Genomic DNA, 16,419 nt, shown 5'->3' with positions numbered 1-16,419 from the left:
TGATAAGTTTATTGATGTTCCGGCAGAATTATAGTAAAGGTAGCGCCATTATCCGGTCTGCCGGTTGCGTAAATAAGGCCCTTGTGTTGGTCGACAATTTTTTTACATATGGCCAGTCCAATGCCTGAACCAGGGTATTCCGTTTTTCCATGTAACCGTTGAAAGATCTGGAAGATCCGCTCACTGTATTCCGGTTCAAACCCAATTCCGTTATCGGCAAATTCTATTTTGAACCAGACAATATCGGCATCGAGGTGGTGCTGTTCTTTCTGGTGGTTCGTTAACCGCAAACAACGGATGGCGATCACCGGTGGTATACCGATTCTTTTGAATTTAATGGAATTGTTTAACAGGTTATCGAACAGCTGCTTCATTTGCGAGGGTATTGCCTCTATCATAGGCAATAACTCAATATGAAGGGTGGTAGCTGTTTCTTCCACCTTTAATTCCAGATCGGTTTGAACGTCTTTTGCAATATGGTTCAGATCAACTGATACAAAAGGCTGGTTGCTGCGGGTGGTGCGGCTGAACTCCAGCAAGGTGTCGATCAGGTGCCGCATATTTTCAACCGAGGCTGAAATACGGGCGAGGTACAGCTTGCCGTCGGCCCCCAGTTCGGCTTTATATTTACTTTCGAGCCGTTCAATGAAGGTGGTGATCTTCCGCAGCGGTTCGTTCATATCATGTGAAGCTACATAGGCAAACTCCTCCAGTTCCTTGTTGGAGCGGTCGAGGTCCCTGATCTTTTCTTCCAGGTTCAGCTGGTACACGTGCAGGCGTGAAATATCGCGGGCGGTGCCAATGGTTTTTATCCACCGTCCTTCTTCGTTATAAAACAATTTGCCCGAAGACTCGATCTGTTTTAAATGCCCGTCCTTGGTTTTTATCTGGTATTCAGCAATAACATGTTCAGGTCTTTCCTTTTGGGAAAGGATGTTTTCTGTGAACAACCGGTGTTTTTCGAAATACGCTTCATCCACATGCTTTCGATATAAAGCATCGTTTACAACGATGAGGTTCTTGTCTGTGTCGGGGTCGTAGCCATAAAGGCGGTACATCCCGTCTGACCAGAAATACTGCCTGGTATTGGCGTCGAATGTCCAGGTGCCATAATCGAGGAATTTTTCATTTTCCTGTTTCATGGCTTTATAAGTGGCCAGATCTTGGTATAGTTGTGATTGTTCGGTTTCTACTTCACTGGTAATATCCTGGGCAATGAACAGTATAGACGCAACCCGCCCCAGGGCATTACGGCTGAGCACCGTGCCCATAGTGCGGAAGTACTTCCATGTACCGGTTTTATCCGATAAACGCGAATTGTAACTGTAGCTCTCATTATCCTGTAAAGCGTAAAAATGTTGCAGCTCCGTTTTTACTTTTTCCAGGTCGTCCTTATGCACAATGCTCATCAGGTCATTATCCCAGGTCAGTACATCTGCAATCGTATAACCAAGCAGTTCGGTTATTTTGCGGTTGATGTATTTTAGTTTCCTGGCTTCGGCATCATAGATGTAGACGATAGCTGGAAAAAAGTCAGTAATCTTATCCGGAAGCCCATCATTTTCGCCATTGGATTGAAACAAAAGCTTCAGAGGAGTGATCTCCTGATTTATTAGTTGTTCCATCAAAGCATGGACTTATATGACAATATTTCACTCGCAGGGTCATTAACCGTTGTTATTGGTTATTGAACTCCTGGTATTGTTTCATTTTGTTGTATAATGTTTTACGGTCAATGTTCAATAGTTTGGCTGCCTTGCTTTTGTTAAAGTTCGATTTCTTTAATGCTTCAATGATCGTCTCATATTCTGCATCGATGCTTGCGTTTTTCAGGGATAGTTCACTGTGTGAATGGTGCGGATGAGGCCGTGGTATTTCCGCTTCGCTTATGGGTGAAGGAATAGTTGGGGTTGATATGGCCTGCTTTGGTTCTGTTATTTGAATATTATAGGAGGCATCTGGTGCTTCGTCAAACTGTAACCGGGTAAAGTTGCTGATCTCGAAAGGCAGGGTATGTGCTTCCACAAAAGTGCCTTCTGCCAGCAGGGTTGCCCGCTTGATCACGTTCTTCAACTCACGCAGGTTACCGTACCAGATGTAGCTTTTGAAAATGTCTTCCACTTCCTTGGTAAAACCTTTTACATTTTTCTCCAGTTCTTTATTGGTTTGCAGCAGGAAATGGCGGGCAAATACCATAATATCCTCCTTGCGCTCGCGCAATGGGGGCACTACAATACTGAATTCGTTAAAACGGTGGTACAGATCTTCGCGGAACTTTCCTTTACGGGCTATGTCCCACAGTTTTTCATTGCTTGCCACAATGATGCGGATATCCAGGTCAATATCTTTGGTACCGCCTACGCGCCGCATTTTTCTTTCCTGTACTACGCGTAATAAGGAAACCTGGATGTCGTAAGATAAGTTACCGATTTCATCTAGGAAAACGGTACCGCCATTGGCCAGTTCAAGATTACCGATCTTCTGGTTCAATGCGCCGGTAAAGGACCCTTTTTCATGACCGAACAATTCACTTCCGGCCAGTTCTTTCGACATGGCCCCGCAGTCAATGGCAACGAATGGCATTGATTTACGACGGCTGCGTTTATGTATTTCCTGAGCAATGGCTTCTTTACCGCTACCGCTTTCTCCGTATATGATTATGCTGTAATTTGTCGGTGCTACCAGGTCAATTTGTTTCAGGATCTTTTTAAAAGGTTCGCTGTCCCCGAAGATATAATCACCTGAGATAACTACATGTTGTTTCAGGTCCTTTTCTGGAGTGCCTTCACCTTCAGAAGCTGTTGGATGCGTATAGGCAGGCGTTGCCTGCGGGGAAGTCGCAGCAGGAGTAGTGGCTGCAGGTTGTGGCTGCAGCGCTCTTTTTATGGTTACCAGTATTTCATCGGGAAATAATGGTTTGCCAATATAATCGTATGCCCCCAGTTTCATTACCTCTACTGCCACTTTAATATCGCTATAACCGGTCATAATGATGACTGGAACATCGGGGAGTTGTTCTTTTATTTTTACCAGTAAAGTAGTGCCATCCATATCATCCAGCCTGAAGTCGCATAGAACCAGGTCTGGCGTGAATGAATTCATTAATTCCAATGCCTTTTTACCGGCATACACTTCCGCCACTTCGTAGTTGTGCTTGGTAAGGAAGCGTTTTAATAACAGGCAAATATCCCTGTCGTCGTCAATTACTAGTATTTTCGGCATCTTCAAATTTACTTTTTTACTGTGAGTTTATGATGGATTGTTTTTGGATTGCCCGGATTAGAATGCGTAAAATTTAGTATTTTTTAACAATGCCTACCCTGAGCGGAGCCGAGGGGCTAAGCCCATATCGATCGCATTTGTGCTACCGGTATCTGCAAAATTTCACGGTATTTGGCAACCGTTCTTCTCGCAATAGAGAATCCTTTTTGCGCTAAGATAGATACCAGCTGCTGGTCGGTATATGGATTTTTTTTGTCTTCTTTTTCAATTGCGTCTTCAATAGCAACCTGAATAACCCGGTTACTGATGGCTTCTCCTTTTTCATTGATGATGCCTTCAGTAAACAGGTCTTTCAGCAATATCATGCCAAAAGGCGAATCAACGTATTTATTACACGTAATTCGTGATACAGTTGAAATATCCACGCCGGTTTTATCGGCAATATTTTTAAGGATCATAGGTTTAAGCAGTTTTATATCCCCCTCGCGAAAATATTCATACTGCATATTCACAATGGCTTTCATAATGCGCAACATGGTGCCTTCACGCTGCCTGATGGCGCTTACGAACCATTGGGCCGACTGATATTTATTCTTTAAATATTGTGCCGCGGCTGCGTCTTTCTTGTTTTTCTGGCTGTCGGCCACTATTTCTTTCCATTCGCGGCTAATAAAAAGGGAGGAAGAACGCTGGTTATACAGCGAAACTTCCAGGTAATCACCTTCCTGTACTATTAAGAAATCGGGAATGATGTGGGCGTTGGGGGTGCTGCCCTCCTGTACTTCGGCAACAGGTTTCATTTTCAGCGAGCTCACCAGTTCCAGAATGATCTTTAACTCATCTTCTTCCAGTTGCAGGCACTCCATAATTTTATCCATATTGCGGTTGCGCAGGTCCTGGTAATGGTCATGCAGCAGACATATGGCCTTTTGTACATCGGGGCGTTTGCCATTCATTGCGTTTAATTGCAGCAACAAACATTCGCAAATGCTGCGGGCGCCAATACCAATGGGATCCAGTTTTTGTATATTATCCAGGATCTTTTCAAAATCTTCCCCCTCGAGCCAGGTCTTCATAGCAAAAGAGTATTCTTCGGCTACTTTGTCAAGTGGTATTTCCAATAGGCCGTTATCGCTCAGCGAATCGATAAGGTAATCGGCCAGCAACGTTTCATCGGCGTCATTGCAGCAAAGGCGGTATTGCTTTTTCAGGTCTTCCCGGAAGTCGGTAGCCGCCTTCATTGGACTGAATGTTTTTTCTTCGTCGGGCAGATAATTGCTATACTCCATCTTGTAGTCGGGAATGTCGTCGTAACCGTACTCATCCCAGTCCTGATAGTCCTGCACCTGCTCTTTGGTGTATTTATCACCATTAGCATCTTCCTCCTCTTCTTTCTTTTCCAAAAAAGGATTGTCTTCCAGTTCCTGTTCAATCCTATGTTCTAATTCCAGTGTATTTAAATGAAATAAATTCAGTAGTTGTATCTGCTGCGGTAAAATTTTGGTTTCCTGCTTCTGCACAAGATTCTGCTGTAACATACGGGTTCATTTTTCTTTATTATCTTCAATATGCTTTCCATTTTACCATTATTACGAGATAATTTTTTAGTGCGTTGATTATTAGTAGTTTGTTCTTGATGCGTTTTTTTACTATGTTGCAAATAGTAATTGTGCTTTAAAGGGCGGGTGTAGAAAATTATCCCCGATTTGTAGAATTGATCACTATGAAGAAAAGACTATTTTTTATAATATCGGCATTTGTATTATCACTCGTAATTACCTTATCACTCTCTTACCTGTTGTATGAAAGTTATGTTCAGTCAAATGCACAGAACCGTCGGATTGAACATGCGTACAAGGTAATTCTGCAAACGAGCGCATTGGAGAATTTTATCAAAGAAGCCGAAACAGGTCAGCGCGGTTACCTGTTAACCAACGACAGCGTTTTTTTACAACCCTATTTACGCATTCGCGACGATATTAACCCGGGTTATCATTCATTGAAACGGCTTACGGCCGATAACCCTCACCAGCAACAGTTATTGAATAAAGCAGGATTACTGATGAATACCCTCATCGATCACTTTCAACACAGCGTATTCCTGAAATCGCGTATAAGCCTGATGGAGACCAAAGTGAATATGGATAGCCTTCGGAATGTGTTTAAAGAAATACAGACGGAAGAGACCAACCTGGTGAAACGCTATTCGGTAAACAAGTACGATCTGGTAATGCCGCGTTACTTTATTGCTGTATTCCTGTTTGCTGCCGTTGTCATATTTATTTCTTTTCTGGTAATATTGAAAGAATACCGCCAGCGATCGGGGTATCAAAAACAACTGGAGCAGAAGATACTGGAGGTAAATGCCTATAATGTAGAACTGGAACAAATTGCTTTTGCCACCTCTCACGACCTGCAGGAGCCGTTGCGGCGTATAAGAACTTTCAGCGACCGGTTATTGTGGAAGTACCGCGATCAGTTAAACGAGGATGGACAAATGATCCTGGCGAGAATTGATTATTCAGCCCGGCGCATGCAGGGATTAATTGAAGACCTGATGAATTTTGCCAACCTGGTACGTGGTGGAGAATCAATTAGTGAAGTGGATGCAGATAGATTATTGCAATCGGTTTGTGAATTTTTAAAACCGGAGATAGAACAGAAGCGGGCTACCATTCACATAGGGCAAATGCCGAAGATAACAGGTTTTGAAAAGCAATTGTTCCTGATGTTCAAAGCCCTTATTGACAATGCCATTAAGTTCTCAAAACCAGGTATTCCGCCGGTTGTCACCATTCAATGCGTGCAGGTTGCAGGAGAAGAGTTGAAACACTTTGATAGCAAGCTGCTAAAAAAGCAATTTATTCGCATTAGCGTGCAGGATAATGGTATTGGCTTCAGCAATGAATTCAGTCAGAAAATATTTTTGATATTTCAACGGCTGCATAGCGCCGCAGAATATGAAGGTAAAGGCATTGGGTTGGCTATTGTTGAGCGGGTAATGACCAATCACAATGGGTATGTGGTGACCACTTCCCAGCCTGATAAAGGCGCCCTATTTAATTTGTATTTTCCTTTACCGGAGAGTTAGCTATCAATTCAGCATGGTACCTGATGCTTTCAAAGGCTTTGGCAATGGCTGTTTCCCAACGGAAGGCTACACTATACCCGGTAAATTCACCGTTCTGTGCGCCGATCTTGATCAGTGCCGCTACCTGGTTGCCACCAGGATTGCTTAATGTAACTTCTACTACCGCGATCTCTTCCAGAATATCTTCCAGCAGGTTTGCCTTGAAAGATGATAAGAAACTAATATCCTCAAGCGGTATTCCCTGTGTTGTTTGTTCATCTATATGCATTAAATAGCTGTTCTTCATAACGGGTGATTTAAATATTACTTATAACGCAACTCACTATTAATTGTTCGTTCTACAACGACTGTCAGGAAGCAGCTCTACTCCATTATTGTAAAGGTTATGCCTGCAAGCCTCGTATAGTAAGTAGAAATAATATTGTAGAAGGATATCTACACGGCTGTAAATTTTTACCTGAACAGGGGCATGAAGCCATATGGTAAATAAGAAAAGGTATAGAGGAAAGGCCGCCGGTATGATTTTTACAAATTATAGTTTGTAATACCGGTGCGGTTGTAAGATAAGACACAACAGTATTTAAACCGGTTAACAATGGTTAAATATATTTGTTCACTTAAAAACTATCACTTATGTTACGTTGGACAGTTATATTTTTGGTGGTAGCTCTTATAGCGGCTCTTTTTGGTTTTACAGGTATAGCTGCAGGCGCTGCTTCCATAGCAAAGATCCTGTTCTTTATATTTATCGTATTGTTCCTGATCTCAATAATTGCTGGTGGTTTTCGCCGGGTTGATTAATGAGGAGAAAAGAAACGCACTTATGAGTTGGGAATATTTAAGTCCGGGAAAGTAGCCATAAACTGACTACTGTTCCGGACTTTTTTGTTTTATTAATTATCTGCTTAAGGAAATTTTAAGATTGTCGTTTTTAACAAATACTTACTTTTGAACGGATATAAAGAGGGAAGGATATTATGAACAATCAGCCAATACTTATTGCTGAAGATGATGCCGATGATCGGTACCTACTGCAAACTGCCTTTACTGAAATAGGCTTTCCGGAAAAGATAGATTTTGTGGAAAATGGAATTGAGGTGTTGAATTACCTTGATACTATCTATACCCGGAATAATTCAGCGGAGAAGGCCCTGCCCGGTTTTATTCTACTCGATTTAAATATGCCTAAAAAAGATGGCCGCGAAGTATTAAAGGAATTAAAACAACATCCGGTGTTTAAAAAGATACCGGTAATTGTTTTTACTACTACCAAGAATGAAATAGAAATAAAGCGCTGTTATGAACTGGGCGCTAACAGTTATGTGGTAAAGCCTATCAGTTTTGATGCTTTATTGAAAGTTGTTGAAAATATTCGCAGCTTTTGGTTTCAAACGGCATCCATTCCCGTTTCCTGAGTAGCCCCTTCTTCTTTCTTGTTTCTTTTGAAAAGGTTCCTGATCTTATGTATGATCTTTTCTGGCTCATCGGTTATGTGCGATGCAAAATTCTTTATAAAGAACGGGATCACCATTTTGGTTATCCAGCCGGTATTCCCCAATAATACTTTTTTTACGAAACCATCCGCAAATAAATTAACGCCCAGCTGCATAGCAGATGTGGTGGCTTTGCGCGTTAATAAATTGCGTAAAGTGGAGCCTGCAATGGTAAAAGGCCGCAGGTCTTCTTTAATTAAATGCCAGTCTTCTTTTATCAGCATTTCCTGCTCGGCCAGTAATAGTTTTAATCTGGCTTTCTCCTCCAGCAGTTCTTTATAACTCGATATCTGTTTTGTCATAAATTCTTCTAACAATAAAGTCTCTGAAAAATGGGAACACTACGCTTTTTCGCAACAGGTATAACAACAGTACTGTGAAAAGATAAATGCCCGCCACAATAAAGTATCCTGCTGATGTATTGTACAGCAATTTACCCAAATATAGGGAAAGCCCAATGCCCGCTAACAGTAATACACATAGCATTAATCCTGCCAGTAAAAAGAAAATAATAGCACGGGCGAAGGTTTTGGCCCCCGCCTGTGCTATGTTTATACGAGCTAAGTCATAATAAGTTTGTGCAATATCCTGAACGTGGTTGGCAAGGTTAGCTGTCTTGGTGTGTAAATCGTCCATAGGTGTTGTTTAAATCCGGTCTACATATTTTAAGCTATAATCAATTCAGCCAGCTTGAGTTAGCTTTCCACTTCGTGTGCTACTTCAGTTGCGGTCTTAACCATATTTCTCATTTCATCCCTACCTAGGGCCAGCAGTTCCGACACATCTTCCATTACTTCATCAATGCCATCTTTTATCTTTCTCCTTAAGTCACTTCCCTTTTCAGGGGCCAGTAAAACGCCGATGGCGGCGCCTGCAGCTGCTGCAGCCAGCATGCCTAGAATGATTTTTGTGTTAGATGTCATACATTTACGTTTTAGGAATTTGAGGAAAAAATTATACCACTGACAAAAGATTCCTGTTTTTTTTATATTTTTCATCAATGGGAAACAATTTCCCCAGGGATATTTAAAATTCAGCTCTAAAAACCATGACAAAGGAGCGCCTTAAGGTTTTAATAATTGACGATGAGAAGGATCTGTGCCTTTTGATCAAGGCCTACCTTAGCCGTAAAAACTGCGATGTTCATACTGCCTATACCCTAACCGAAGGGCTTAGCCAGGTAGATCAGTTTTTGCCAGACATCTTATTTCTTGATAATAACCTGCCCGATGGGCTGGGTTGGGAAAAAGCGGAGAATATCATAAAGGACCACCCTAATATAAAACTGCACCTGTTAAGCGCTTTTAACCCACCCCGGATAAAGGATAACCTGCCAGTGACCAGGATTTGGGAAAAACCCATTTCTCTGCGCGATCTGGATATGTACTTCAGTTAGTTATGCCTTTTATCTCTTATACTTCCCTTAGCAGTTCTGCATTCGCCGGTTAAGTATATTTGCACCTCATTTTGAAAACTATATGATGAGAATTGCAATTAACGGAATGGGCCGGATCGGCCGCCTTTTGTTCAGACGCCTGATAGATAGCCCAGCTGTTGAACTGGTTGCAGTGAACGATATTATGGACGCAGATAACCTGGCTTATCTGTTAAAATATGATTCAGTATATGGCACCTTTACCGGCTCTATTACCCACAAACCCGGAGTGCTTGTAGCGAATGGGAAAGAGGTAATGGCCCTTCAACAGCAACACCCTTACCTGCTGCCCTGGAAAGACCTGAATGTGGATGTGGTACTGGAATGCTCCGGTCTGTTCAGCAACCGCGCAGCCGCCGAACAACATATTAAAGCCGGTGCCCGTAAAGTATTGTTGTCTACTACCGGTTCAAACGACATCCCCCTGCTCGTATATGGCTTTAACCAGCATGCGCTTAGCAAGGAAGAAACCATAATTTCTCCCGGTGGCTGCATGACCAACTGCAGTACACATATCTTGTATATCCTGAATGCCATTGGCATCAAATCTGTACAGTGTAATATCTTACATTCCTATACGTCACGGCAGGAGCTGGTAGATGCCCCGCATAAACAATTCAGGCGTGGAAGGGCAGCTGCCGAATCCATCATTCCCGTAGAAATTGACCTCGGACAATCGCTCGAGCGGTTATTGCCCACATTGAAAGGCAAGATTGCCTCGGTTTCAACCCGGGTACCGGTAGCCAATGGTGCCCTGGCCGATTTTACCATTCAGCTGCAGGAAGAAACAACCCGTGAAGAGATAAACACGCTTTTTTCCACAGCCGCTCAAAACGATTATAAAGGAATTATTGAATATACTGAAGACCCATTGGTATCACTGGATATTAAAGGGAATACCCATTCCTGTGTTATTGATGGTACGCTTACCTCGGTAATTGGCAACCATGTAAAGCTGATAGCCTGGTTCGATAACGAATATGGTTTCACTACCCGGATGATAGATTGGTTGGGCTTGATGGGGGTGTGAGTTGGAAGTTGATAGGGGTGATAGGGTTGAAAGAGTTGATAAAGGCGGAGGTAGAGTAAGATGTAGGAGGTTGACCAGTTGATCAGGAAGAAGAAGGTTAATAAGTTTAACAAGGCCATGAGCGCGTGTCCGCCTTCGGCGGAAAGTCGAAGGGGCTGCAAAAAGACCGAGTGCCCTGAGCGGAGCCGTAGGGTCGAGGGCTCGGTTTGGAGGAATATATTTGGATGTTGATAGAAGGGTGACTGAAGTATGAAGTAGGAGGCAAGAAGTAGGAAGTTGGCGGGTTAAAAGTTGACGAGGAGGTGGTTGATAGAGTTGACGGAGTTGATAAGGGAAAGGCAGAGAATAGAAAGGCTGAAAAACTAACAGGCTGAATTATTATCGCGCGGTTGTATTGCTCCTTTGAAGGCCGGGAGGGGCCAACTGAGCAGTCAGCAGGTTGTATATTGTCGCGAGGCCAAAATTGCCGATTGCCGATTGCCGATTGCCGATTGCCGATTGCCGATTGCCGATTGCCGATTGCCGATTGCCGATTGCCGATTGCCGATTGCCGATTGCCGATTGCGGATTGCCGATTGCCGATTGCCGATTACCGGCCCTGAGCAAAGCGAAGGACCGGATTGCCCCATTGCCGCGTCGAGGGTCTGCCGTCTGCCTGAAGCGAGTCTAGCTATTAGTCGGAAATTGCCCATTGCCCATTGCCCATTGCCCATTGCCCATTGCCCATTGCCCATTGCCCATTGCCCATTGCCGGTCGTGGGTCTGCCGTCTGCCGTCTGCCGTTTGCCGTCTGCCATCTGCCGTCTGCGTCGCCGGAGCTTAAGCGTAGGAGGGCCGTCTCAATACCCAATTTTAATATACTTTTAATTCATTAACTTGAGATAGCGGACCCGGTAACTTTATTATTTGTGAATTTTGCGTCCATGAATTTTTAGCTATGGAAGAAATAAAAATTTTACTGGTTGAGGATGAAAGAAAGATAGCAGAGTCATTAAAGAAAGGACTTAGCGAACAAGGTTATTATGTAGAAGTTGCCTACGATGGTCTAATTGGCAAAAAGTTGTTCGAGACCTATCCGTTCGACCTTATTATCCTGGACATTAACCTGCCCGGGTTGAATGGGTATGAGCTGTGTAAGGAGATCCGCCGTCACAGCGAACGAATACCCGTAGTTATGCTTACGGCCCTTAATACAACTTCTGATAAAATTGAAGGGTTTGACGCCGGGGCCGATGATTACATTGTAAAGCCATTCGATTTTAAGGAGCTGTTGGTGCGTATCAGGGCATTGTTAAAAAGGATCTATCATAATATCCCTACCGGCAATATCCTGAAGGTGGCTGACCTTACCATGAACCTCGACAGTAAGGAAGTAACCCGGGCCGAAAAACCCATATCGCTTACTGCCAAGGAATTTCAGTTGCTGGAATACCTGATACGAAACAAAAACCGTGTGGTTTCCCGCGCAGATATAGCCTTGAATGTATGGGATATTGATTTTGACACCAAGACCAACGTAATTGATGTATATGTAAACTTCCTGCGTAAAAAGCTGGATAAGGATTTTGAAACCCGGCTTATTCATACGCAGGTAGGCATGGGGTATATATTGAAAGAAAACCCATAGGTTGAAAATAAAATTTAAAATAACCGCGCTTTTTGCCTTACTGGTTACCATTATTCTGTTGGTATTAAGTATTTCCGTTCATTATTTTACCTCGCTGCAACGGATTGAAGCGTTTAAAAAGCGGTTGAAAGGAAGGGCTAATAACGATGGGCAGCTGTTCTCCTATTTGGGGGATAGCGACAGCGCCCGTGCATTTCTATACCATATCGATTCTGCCTCAGCCTTTACGCTGAATCAGAAAAGTGTGGTGATCTTCGATTACCTCGACAGACCTGTATACCGGTACAATGCTGCCAGTGTTGATTCTATATTGTCCGATAAAGACATTTTGAAAGAGGCCCGGTTAAAACATGAAGTGTATTTTACTGTGAACAAGCGCGATGCGCTGGCCTTTCACTATACCGATAACCGAAGCCGCATTGTGGTTGTGGTAACCGCTTATGATGTGGATGGCTGGCAACGGTTAAAAGACCTGCGCGACATTCTGCTCACCTGTTTATTTATTGGTATTGCCATTGCGCTGGTGGTTGGCTATGCCTTCTCGGTACAGCTGGTAAAGCCTATTAAACAGATCATTCACGACGTAAAACATATTACCTCCCAAAATCTTACTCATCACATTCAGGCGGGCAGCACGCAGGACGAATTAAACCAACTGGCCAACACCTTTAATGAACTGCTCGACCGGTTACAGGAATACTTCCTGGTGCAACGGCGTTTTATTTCCAATGCGTCGCATGAGCTGTCGACCCCGCTTACCTCCATCCTGAGCCAGCTGGAAGTAACCTTGCAAAAGAAAAGAAGTGATGAAGAGTATAAACAGGTTATACAATCGGTTCATGAAGATGTACAGCAAATGCAGCAGCTTACCAAGAGCCTGTTGGAAATAGCCAAAACCGGTACCGAAGGTGGCATTGAGTTAAGTGAAGTGCGTATAGATGAGGTGCTGCTGAAAGTGACCGCCGATGTGCAGAAGAACAGCGACGCTTATAAAGTGTTGTTGGAATTTGGCGATTTCCCCGATGATGAAAAATCCTTCCTGGTTTTTGGGAACGGTGACCTGTTGTATAGTTCACTACGTAATATTGCGGATAATGGTTGTAAATTTTCGTTCGATCATCAGGTAATGATCAACCTGCTCTTCGAGAACGATAACGTAATTGTACAGTTTAAGAATTATGGCGATACCATCATGGAGTCGGAATCGGAGCATATTTTTCAGCCTTTTTACCGAAGTGCAACGGTTTCACCCATAAAAGGTTTCGGATTAGGGCTGCCGCTTGCCCAACGCATCATTAATATGCATAAGGGAACCATTAAAGTGCATTCTTCAAGAGAATCGGGCACCATTTTCACCATTACGCTTCCTTCAGTTAAAGCCTTTGCAGCCAAGGCCTAAGGTCTTACTATTACATCCCGGTTAAAGGTCTTCGTTAACAATTGTTAACCGTTGTTTAATTGCTTTTTAATTCCTGTTTAATTAGCGTTTAACCATAATAAAGCATATTTGGTGTTTCTATTATTTAAATGAAAGGGAATCATTTTGTTTTTATTTTCCGGATTTTGGCAGCTGGCGCTATTGTATTAATAGCGTTCGCTTTTGTGCTGCAACAAAAAAATAGACAACTGACTGAGTTCAATAACAAATTATTATTACAGAACGATTCCGTTCTATCAGTAAATCTGCAACTGCAAAAAGATATCAACTTCCTGAAGCACGACCTCGATAGTTTAGTACACAATTATCCAGAAAAGCAACCACTCACTTCCAGCAAACTGGTGTCTGTAAAATAGCCTTGAGGCAAGTATAATCATTGATGTAACATTAATGAAATGCAGCGCCGGTAAGCCTTTGCTGATGATTTAAACGGTTTAGCATCATGCAATCACATGATGTATGTCATTGGAAAGGAATGATTATAGTTCGATGTTTGTACGTCTTGGCTATAAAGAGAGTAACAGAAAAATAATAGACCAATTCTTTTAATAGTTTTTTAAAACATCGTACCTTTTGTAACGGGCCAGAACAAAACCCCCTAAAACAATATCTTAGCCTTTACTTAAACAATCTGCCTGGAATAAGTACATTTTTATTCTTTTGATGCCTAGTGCCGATATCCTTTGAAAGCTTGTGGTAATATCCGTATTAGTAAGTATTAACCATTTTTTTTTAGGCACCTAAAATAAGGAGGGCACCATGAAACACCATCAATCCCCTTACGTAAATAAGAGGAAGAAGTGTATAGAGTTTCACATCAAAAACGCCTGTGCGAACAGAATTGCACTCGCTGGTGATTTTAACAACTGGGCTCATGACCAGTTGACCTTACGTCCCACCAAGAATGGGTTTTGGAGTATAGAAATACCAATGTTACCACGTGGGAAATATTATTACAAATTCTTTATCGATGAGCGGATGTGGGCGGAGGATATAGAGAATCAGTTTCGTGAACCTGATGGCGTTACAGGATGGAATAGTGTGCTTGAAGTATAAACCTATGAATCGTATATCAAGTAGGCAGAGAAAAGAGAGTTGTGTTATATGGTGTATGTGATCCTGGGTGTTTAATTCGTACATCCCGATGAGATCGGGAGGAAAGCTTTGTTAAGTACTCAGGGTTATAAATAAACAAGATGAGTTCCCCAACATGTCGGAGAACTCATCTTGTTTTTTATGCATTATTATACACTTTATAAACAGATTCCCGCAGTACATTTCCACTATCAGAACATATAAAGGCCAGCACATCGGCAATGGCTTCCGGTTTTACCCAGTCATCGAATTTAGCATTAGGCATACTTTCGCGATTGGGTTTTGTGTCAATAGTACTGGGCGCTATTACCGATACGGTTACATTTGTTCCTTTGGCTTCCTTATTTAAAATTTCAGCCAGGCTGAACAGCAGCGATTTACTTAATGCATAGGCAATCTTATTAGCGCCTTCTTCCAAATGCAAGCCGGGGCGGGCACCGGTAAATATTAACCTGCCATATCCGTTTTGCATCATGTGCTGAAATAATGGCCTTGCTATATGATAGGCCGTTTCAAAATTCAGCGTGAACATTTTTCGTAACTGGGCAGTGTCGGTAGTGTCAATACCGCCCATTTCAAATCCACCGGCCAGCAACACCCCGCAATCAATATTGCCGTACAATCCTATTGCCTCATTTACAAATGTTTTACATTCAGATTCATCGGTAAGCTCAATACCGTGCAGCTCAAATTGGGGGTGCCTGTCGGCAAACCCCAGGTGGTTACCTGAATGATCAACCGCAACCACTTTATAGTCCTGGTCAAGGAATTTTTTTACAACAGCAGTACCAAGGCTGCCATTAGCGCCTGTTATAATAATGGTTTTTGGCATATTGAAAAATTATAAGTTGTTATCAAAGATAAAAAAAGGACCGATCCGCCAGGGGCGAACCGGTCCTTTTATTATAAAGTAACATACTGATCTAGAACAGGAAATTCCAGCCGTGTTTGTCTTCTTCCTGGCATTTACGAATAGCTTCCAGTCTGTTCTTTAACTGGAACATAATGGAGTTGTCGTTATACGCCGGTAAATGGTGATCGATACCATTTAAGTGAATAGTAGCAATGGGGGCTACTACAGCGGCTGTACCAGCGCCAAATGCTTCTGTAATGGTATTGTGACGGAAAGCATTTTCCAGTTCTTCTACACTTACGGGGCGGGCTTCATGTGGAATGCCCAGATCGCCGGCCAGTGTCAATAAAGAATCGCGGGTTACGCCGGCCAGAATAGAATCGCTGGTAGGCGGAGTAACCAACACGCCATCTATAACGAACATGGCGTTCATCATTCCGCTTTCCTCAATGTATTTGTTTTCGCGGGCATCGGTCCATAAAACCTGGTCGTAGCCGGCCTCTTTTGCTTTTTGTGTAGGGTAGAAAGCACCACCGTAGTTCCCTGCGCATTTTGCAGAACCCGTACCGCCTTTTGCAGCGCGGGTAAAATCAGTTTCCACTTTCAAGCGCAATGGGTTTGCAAAATAGGAGCCTACAGGTCCGGTGAACATGATAAAGCAATATTCATCAGCGATCTTTACGCCGTATTTGGCTTCGCTGGCAAACATGATGGGGCGAACATATAAGGCGCCGCCAGGTTGAGTAGGCAACCAGTCTTTATCTACTTCTATAAGACGGCGAAGGCCCTCTACAAATATTTCTTCGGGTACACCTGGCATGCACATGCGGCTTAAAGAACGCACCATTCTTTCATAATGCTTTTGTACACGGAAGAGGTTAATGCGGCCATCTTCCAGTCTGAATGCTTTCAATCCTTCAAACACAGATTGGCCGTAATGCAATGCCAGCGTAGCAGGACTAAGGGAAATATCACCAAAAGGCACAATACTGGGCGCTTCCCATTGTCCGTTTTTATAATAGCAGATCAGCATGTGGTCAGAAATATAGTTTCCAAACCCCAGCTTGTTAAAATCAACTTCAGGTAATCTTGATTTGGTTGTTCGCTGAACCATTATCTCGTCGGTAAGTTCCAT

19 protein-coding genes are annotated in these 16,419 nt (G+C 42.9%); 9 read left to right on the top strand and 10 right to left on the bottom strand.

Going from position 1 to position 16,419, the window contains the following annotated elements; translation table 11 throughout:
• Positions 1-8: 8 nt before the first annotated feature.
• From J7I42_RS03345 to rpoN, 3 genes are all read right to left on the bottom strand, one after another.
• Positions 9-1,625 carry a sensor histidine kinase gene (locus J7I42_RS03345; protein ID WP_209137353.1) on the bottom strand — a complete coding sequence of 539 codons (1,617 nt, stop codon included), beginning with the start codon at positions 1,623-1,625 and terminating at the stop codon, positions 9-11.
• Between the two features lie 52 nt (positions 1,626-1,677).
• Entirely contained in the window at positions 1,678-3,222 is a 1,545-nt protein-coding gene (locus tag J7I42_RS03340; RefSeq protein WP_209137352.1) for a sigma-54-dependent transcriptional regulator, read from the bottom strand.
• Positions 3,223-3,338: 116 nt separating this feature from the next.
• On the bottom strand, positions 3,339-4,760 hold the full coding sequence (rpoN, locus tag J7I42_RS03335; protein WP_209137351.1) for an RNA polymerase factor sigma-54: 1,422 nt from the start codon (positions 4,758-4,760) through the stop codon (positions 3,339-3,341).
• A 185-nt stretch (positions 4,761-4,945) separates the two neighbouring features.
• Here rpoN and J7I42_RS03330 point away from each other — a divergent pair, with 185 nt between their 5' ends.
• Entirely contained in the window at positions 4,946-6,313 is a 1,368-nt protein-coding gene (locus tag J7I42_RS03330; protein ID WP_209137350.1) for a sensor histidine kinase, read from the top strand.
• Here J7I42_RS03330 and J7I42_RS03325 read toward each other — a convergent pair.
• Positions 6,282-6,599: a hypothetical protein gene (locus J7I42_RS03325; RefSeq protein WP_209137349.1), complete on the bottom strand. Its 318-nt coding sequence runs from the start codon at positions 6,597-6,599 to the stop codon at positions 6,282-6,284. The genes J7I42_RS03330 and J7I42_RS03325 overlap by 32 nt on opposite strands.
• Before the next feature lie 347 nt (positions 6,600-6,946).
• Here J7I42_RS03325 and J7I42_RS03320 point away from each other — a divergent pair, with 347 nt between their 5' ends.
• Positions 6,947-7,114, top strand: a complete 168-nt coding sequence (locus J7I42_RS03320) for a DUF1328 domain-containing protein (protein WP_209137348.1) — start codon at positions 6,947-6,949, stop codon at positions 7,112-7,114.
• A 176-nt stretch (positions 7,115-7,290) separates the two neighbouring features.
• Positions 7,291-7,728: a response regulator gene (locus J7I42_RS03315; protein WP_209137347.1), complete on the top strand. Its 438-nt coding sequence runs from the start codon at positions 7,291-7,293 to the stop codon at positions 7,726-7,728.
• Here J7I42_RS03315 and J7I42_RS03310 read toward each other — a convergent pair.
• The 3 genes from J7I42_RS03310 to J7I42_RS03300 are packed head-to-tail and all read right to left on the bottom strand — an operon-like array spanning position 7,701 to position 8,729.
• Complete coding sequence (locus J7I42_RS03310) at positions 7,701-8,108, bottom strand: hypothetical protein (RefSeq protein WP_209137346.1); 408 nt, start codon at positions 8,106-8,108, stop codon at positions 7,701-7,703. The two genes, J7I42_RS03315 and J7I42_RS03310, sit on opposite strands and share 28 nt — an antisense overlap.
• Positions 8,083-8,442, bottom strand: coding sequence for a hypothetical protein (locus tag J7I42_RS03305; RefSeq protein ID WP_209137345.1), 360 nt, complete (start codon positions 8,440-8,442; stop codon positions 8,083-8,085). Before J7I42_RS03305 ends, J7I42_RS03310 begins: the two co-directional genes overlap by 26 nt.
• A gap of 59 nt (positions 8,443-8,501) precedes the next feature.
• Complete coding sequence (locus tag J7I42_RS03300; RefSeq protein ID WP_209137344.1) at positions 8,502-8,729, bottom strand: YtxH domain-containing protein; 228 nt, start codon at positions 8,727-8,729, stop codon at positions 8,502-8,504.
• A 125-nt stretch (positions 8,730-8,854) separates the two neighbouring features.
• Here J7I42_RS03300 and J7I42_RS03295 point away from each other — a divergent pair, with 125 nt between their 5' ends.
• Together J7I42_RS03295 and J7I42_RS03290 are read left to right on the top strand one after the other, a co-directional pair.
• On the top strand, positions 8,855-9,202 hold the full coding sequence (locus J7I42_RS03295) for a response regulator (protein WP_209137343.1): 348 nt from the start codon (positions 8,855-8,857) through the stop codon (positions 9,200-9,202).
• A gap of 82 nt (positions 9,203-9,284) precedes the next feature.
• Positions 9,285-10,271 carry a type I glyceraldehyde-3-phosphate dehydrogenase gene (locus tag J7I42_RS03290; protein WP_209137342.1) on the top strand — a complete coding sequence of 329 codons (987 nt, stop codon included), beginning with the start codon at positions 9,285-9,287 and terminating at the stop codon, positions 10,269-10,271.
• Between the two features lie 673 nt (positions 10,272-10,944).
• Here the strand turns inward: J7I42_RS03290 and J7I42_RS03285 are convergent.
• Complete coding sequence (locus tag J7I42_RS03285; RefSeq protein ID WP_209137341.1) at positions 10,945-11,121, bottom strand: hypothetical protein; 177 nt, start codon at positions 11,119-11,121, stop codon at positions 10,945-10,947.
• A gap of 87 nt (positions 11,122-11,208) precedes the next feature.
• Here J7I42_RS03285 and J7I42_RS03280 point away from each other — a divergent pair, with 87 nt between their 5' ends.
• The 4 genes from J7I42_RS03280 (at position 11,209) to J7I42_RS03265 (ending at position 14,392) form a co-directional block, all read left to right on the top strand.
• The gene (locus J7I42_RS03280; RefSeq protein WP_236065387.1) at positions 11,209-11,898 is read left to right on the top strand and encodes a response regulator transcription factor; all 690 of its coding nucleotides are present in this window, start codon (positions 11,209-11,211) and stop codon (positions 11,896-11,898) included.
• 1 nt (position 11,899) lies between these two features.
• Positions 11,900-13,297 (top strand): HAMP domain-containing sensor histidine kinase, encoded by a 1,398-nt coding sequence (locus J7I42_RS03275; protein WP_209137340.1) that lies wholly within the window; start codon positions 11,900-11,902, stop codon positions 13,295-13,297.
• 128 nt (positions 13,298-13,425) lie between these two features.
• Entirely contained in the window at positions 13,426-13,692 is a 267-nt protein-coding gene (locus tag J7I42_RS03270) for a hypothetical protein (protein WP_209137339.1), read from the top strand.
• 403 nt (positions 13,693-14,095) lie between these two features.
• Positions 14,096-14,392: a hypothetical protein gene (locus J7I42_RS03265; protein ID WP_209137338.1), complete on the top strand. Its 297-nt coding sequence runs from the start codon at positions 14,096-14,098 to the stop codon at positions 14,390-14,392.
• 178 nt (positions 14,393-14,570) lie between these two features.
• Here the strand turns inward: J7I42_RS03265 and J7I42_RS03260 are convergent, their stop codons facing one another.
• Both J7I42_RS03260 and J7I42_RS03255 read right to left on the bottom strand, forming a co-directional pair.
• On the bottom strand, positions 14,571-15,263 hold the full coding sequence (locus J7I42_RS03260; RefSeq protein WP_209137337.1) for an SDR family NAD(P)-dependent oxidoreductase: 693 nt from the start codon (positions 15,261-15,263) through the stop codon (positions 14,571-14,573).
• Between the two features lie 91 nt (positions 15,264-15,354).
• Positions 15,355-16,419, bottom strand: a complete 1,065-nt coding sequence (locus J7I42_RS03255; RefSeq protein WP_209137336.1) for a branched-chain amino acid aminotransferase — start codon at positions 16,417-16,419, stop codon at positions 15,355-15,357.

This window comes from Niastella soli (genome assembly GCF_017742245.1).
In the GTDB taxonomy this organism is placed as follows: domain Bacteria; phylum Bacteroidota; class Bacteroidia; order Chitinophagales; family Chitinophagaceae; genus Niastella; species Niastella soli.
The sequence above is the reverse complement of the archived record's forward strand: the minus strand, read 5'-3'. Positions and strand labels throughout refer to the sequence as shown.